At 60.0% G+C, this 2,080-nt stretch carries 2 protein-coding genes; both read right to left on the bottom strand.

Going from position 1 to position 2,080, the window contains the following annotated elements:
- Positions 1–990 (bottom strand): hypothetical protein (locus ARC78_RS15280; protein WP_145974373.1); only part of this gene is annotated, 990 nt, incomplete at its 3' end.
- A gap of 366 nt (positions 991–1,356) precedes the next feature.
- On the bottom strand, positions 1,357–1,794 hold the full coding sequence (locus ARC78_RS15275) for a hypothetical protein (protein WP_057506590.1): 438 nt from the start codon (positions 1,792–1,794) through the stop codon (positions 1,357–1,359).
- Positions 1,795–2,080: the final 286 nt, after the last annotated feature.

Raw genomic sequence — 2,080 nt, 5'->3', positions numbered from 1 at the left:
CTGCGCCGAAAAAGTATTTCCGGGTGGACCGCAATAGCGGCCCGATTGCGTATCCAGCACGTAGCTGGCACTGGCAAGCAATGAACCGTCGCCTCGATCCTTGATCTCAATGGTTTCACCTTGCAGTCCGAGCGGCCAGGGGAAATCGCGTGCCCGGGTCAGCACCGCATACCTGCCTTGTGGCTGCGGCACTGTGATGCCGTCCATGTTGTCCGGTGTGAACTGAAAGTAGCCTTGCTGTCCTTCGGGAGCGGTCGTCACCACAAAATCGAGCTTCCCACTACGCAGGAGGCCATTGCGCATGATTGCGCCATACGTTCGATATTTGAGTTTGGATGCCCGCGAACCTCGTGGTGCGATCGTCCAACTCCAATCCGGTGCCAGGAACACACTGCGCACGTCCTTTGCACGCCGCACAACCTGCATGCCTGCAGTGACGCAGCTGGCATCAAACACGCGATCCCGTTCCTTCGCGTGCGCCTGCAGTCCGCCAGATCCGGAAGCACCATAGATTCCATACATCATGGCAACCATTCCTCCGGCTGACAGGGCCGCCAGCAGGACTAGGCTTTCACGCCCAAGGCGGAGGCGGGCAAACTGTCCGGCCGCAAGCAGTGCCATCGACATCACCCACAGTGCATATCCCCAACCATAGGCGCTGACCGGCGACTGTGAAGATATTTCGTGCACGCGCACATGCCTATACAGCGGGAACGAAAGCGCCAATGCCAGCGCCACGACAGCCAGGATTGCCGAGGCCCGCGGTTTCTTTTGTGCCAGGAATGCCGCGATCAGAAATGCGGGATTGGCGAACCAGCCGAAATTCAATTCAAGTGCCGCTGCCCATCCCATAAGCAGCAGACCAAGGGACGACTGCGGCTCGAAATTCCCACCGACATAGATGGCCGGAAAGAAGAAGCAGGCCAGGTAACTGGCGACAGCCACAAATACATGGACGTTGAGCGTCACCGATCTCGGGTTCATGTTCATCCTGAAAGTCCAATCTGAAGGCCATAGGTGGACGCCAAACTTTCTGGAACGTTTTTTTTCAGCTGTCCGGTTTTCAACCACGAACCAGATCCAGCGGCTGCGACCGGCTTTCCGGTCATCACGGTGGACTGCACGGAGAAAGCTGGTGGCGACGTATGGACCGCTCCAGAAGCCACCGCTGGATGGCGCACAGGCCCGGAAGCGCCGGTTCCGAACTTCACCGGAACCGCAAAAAAAACCTCAACGGAGTAGCTCGGAGCTTATCCGGCGGATGGGAGCCGCCCGTCGCAGATGCTGGCGCGGCGGACCCAAACGCCAGCAGGCGGGGCATCTTCCATATCCTGCATCGCCTCGACGCAAACCGCTCTAGCGACGGCTGTCTTCGTAAACTGCAGCAACCTGCGCGAAGCTGGGGTTGGACATTCCCATGCCGTTGATAAATACGGCTGGCGCGCCCTGTTTGAAAACCTCGACGGTGCGATCCACCGCCGCACGCTGCTCCGCATCGGGATTTGCAAGCTCGAAGGAAATCGAGCTGCCCCTTTTGACGGGAATACCATGATCTTTCAGTGCCTGGATCAGGGCTTCGGCCTTTTGCGCCTGCTCCGAAGGACAGTTGGGTGGCGCCAGAACCAATACGGTATTACGTGGTGTGCCGCCGGGCATTTCCACCGGAATGAATCCATTGCTGCTGACCCCGCTGTCTGCGGTGATCGTGGGAAGGGCGGAGGGGGCACGCTTGCTCCACCAGTTAAATCCGCCTGCCAGTCCCAGGGCGAGTAGAAGCATCATCCACAAACGCATGAGTCGTCTCCTTATGTGCTGTAAGTCGAATCGATGTCTGGGGCGCGTCGCCGCCGTGGCATCGGCGGTACGGTCCCTGGCACCTGCCAATCGGAATGAGCAAGCCCGCCAGGCGGGTGCGGCTTGAGCGAATGGCCGGGCCGTTGATCAGCCGAGTAGCCCGGGTAAGGTCATCGGCCGCACCCGGGGAGACGCCTCAATGCAGGCATTGAATAAGTCCCGGGGGCGCATTGCCTACCCGGGCGACTTGCTGGTTACGGCAACGGCGGGGGGGTGGCGGGGGGCG

It is taken from the genome of Stenotrophomonas pictorum JCM 9942, from assembly GCF_001431585.1.
GTDB classification, from domain to species: domain Bacteria; phylum Pseudomonadota; class Gammaproteobacteria; order Xanthomonadales; family Xanthomonadaceae; genus Stenotrophomonas; species Stenotrophomonas pictorum.
Note: the sequence above shows the minus strand (reverse complement) of the source record. Positions and strands in the feature narration are given on the sequence as shown.

Bases quoted from the DNA above. Each gene is read 5' to 3' on its own strand.
- ARC78_RS15275 (WP_057506590.1), bottom strand. From the start codon at position 1,794: ATGCGTTTGTGGATGATGCTTCTACTCGCCCTGGGACTGGCAGGCGGA.